Here is a 2475-nt window from a genome sequence, read left to right as displayed (position 1 = left end):
CAGCCAAGCGACAGAAGGTGCCATTAATTATGTAGCGAAAAGCATTCCGGTAGAAACAGCCACAAGCACTGGCTCAAGTGATAAGCCAGATGTCGTTACCGATAATAACAGCGATGTCTCTTATGATACCCCCGAAATGGCTTCATCAATAAATATTACGTCTCCCGCTCAAGATGCTGGCTTAAATGCATCTGATGTGGACTCACTCATTGATAAATTGCAGCAAAGGGCGGATAGGCCTCCAATACAAGCAAACGACCCCGTTGAAAACTTATACGCTGCTGGCTCAAAACAACAGATAACGTCAAGGCGATTAATGGGCGTGACCGAGGATTATGGGAAAGGGGCTTTTAAGGAAAGTCAATTTGCAGCAAGAAAAAGCTTACTTTCTGCCTCTAAAACAGTATCAAAAAGAAGCCCCTGCGTAACCTGTTATAGTATGTCAGCAACGCCCGATAGAGTGTGGTATGCAAGTTATTCTTCGCCGCTTCAATCATGCACTCAAGGTCAAGTTCAACTTGAAGTTAATGTGGACTATGCCTACGGTTTTCCTATTCATACTGCAGTCAATTACTTTAAAGTCAAAAATGCAACCTGCTACGCATCTGTACGACTGACGCATTTCGTTGCAAATCCCAATTATCTAGCTCAGAACGCGATTTACTTAAAATTTACAGGTGACAGTTTTTATAGTTTAGGGAGTTGTTGTGATGGTGGTATTGGTTTAAAGCTGGTAGACGTATGTTCACAAGGAATTTTGTTCAATACGCAATACGGTGCAGAACCTCTAAATATTTCAACACCTTCGACACCGTCTTGCGTTCCTCCAGATGATGTAGCTTATCACTGTAAGGCTACCGAAAGTAATGATCTCATAGACGGCCCTCAATCTGTTTCGTACTTAAATGCAAGCTATAATGATGCGAGAGCAAAATCGGGGATAAATAATGCTATTTACGCCCCTTCTCGTCACATAGTGATGAGCGATGGAGGTTACAGGCAGGCTTCATTTGGGGCACTTAGAGATAGGCTTATTGCTCAAGGCCACACAGGTATTAATTGCGCATCGGGTCTACCACAGCAGCAGACGATAAACACAGATTTTATTTCATATAACGATTTGTTGCTGGCATTAAATCACGACGATACACCGCTTAGCCCTAGAATATGCAACGACCAAAGCGCTATGCCAAACCCTTGGGGAGCAGCAGTGTCACTCACTGATATCGCCAACCAATTTGCCTCCGTCAGTAATCCAATTCAATTTACAAGTACATTACTCGTCGCTTATGGCAATCAATATACCAATTGGCAAAATATGGAAACGCAGCTTAATGCCGCAAGCTACAATGGGGAAAAATTGTATGCTACCAACGGCTGTGTCAGTGCCGCTAATCGCTGGCGAGGTTTATCCATGTCGGTGTTGCAAACAGCTTTCAATGGTGCGGGAAAAGTGGCAGGAATATCATCGACTGATTGCACTTTGCGTATTGAAGAGCCAAACCTTACCCCTATCAACGGTACCGTTTCTTTAATAGCTGTCGCGGAGGCGTACGCAGCCCAAAGTCCCTACTATGGTCAAGTGGGTGTTAGGCTGGTCTCTACAGAGTATGTTCAGTATGGTAATGCGTATGTACGTTTTAGCCTTCTTTCTGGAGCGTTACCAATAGGTAAACGTTGTACCCAACTTCCTGCTCAGCAACTAGGTGTAGCCGATGCGTATAAAGCGCTCACAGAAAATGACCTATCATATGCTTTTACGCAATCTTGTAAAGCCTTTAATAGATTCTCAAAAACAGAAAAGCTTTCATTTCATCTTCCAATTCGCGCCACCCCTTTATCAAGCATCATTTCCAATCCAAAAAGGAATTTTATTCAATTAACAGGTTCAGAACCTTTTAACCTACTAAGCCATAATGGTAAAGTTGTCTATCTTTCAGATTTACTCGCAACCACTCGCACTTTATATCCGCAAGTTAATAGTTTTTGCGGCGACAACAGCCAACTCCCATTCAAATTGGCATCTATTTCTCAAAGCGCATTATTGAGCGCGTTTAATGCAACTCCTAGTGCCCCCCAACAGTGCTCCAACTCCATATCACCAAGAAAGTTTGGTAATGTAGTTACACTGCAAAGTGTTGCTGATACTTCTAATAACTCACCATCATTTAAGCTTGAACCTACCGATATTGTCTATAGTACCGAATCACACGACGGTGTCACTTGGTGTAACCTAACAGCACATTTCACCAATAATACTCTGATATATAACAGTTGCGCAGATGATGAATTTGCCTTTAGGAATATCAGTGCAGATGAAATCGCTCAAGCACACGCTGCAGCTCCAATAGCGACGCCTGTTGAATTAGGGGATTGCAGCCAAGGGGTAGAGGTCGTAACAGAAAATGACATTCTTCCGCTTGCAGCTGCGGTCGCAGACGCAACCAGAGGATTTGGCAATAACGGAGTGACAGG

Annotated in this window: 1 protein-coding gene; it reads left to right on the top strand. The window is 43.3% G+C overall.

Going from position 1 to position 2475, the window contains the following annotated elements:
* Positions 1-2475, top strand: a 2475-nt coding sequence (locus D5018_RS21880) for a hypothetical protein (protein WP_165905150.1), incomplete at both ends; no start/stop codon positions are given.

It is taken from the genome of Parashewanella curva, assembly GCF_003675895.1.
Taxonomy (GTDB): Bacteria; Pseudomonadota; Gammaproteobacteria; order Enterobacterales; family Shewanellaceae; genus Parashewanella; species Parashewanella curva.
The sequence above is the reverse complement of the archived record's forward strand: the minus strand, read 5'-3'. Positions and strand labels throughout refer to the sequence as shown.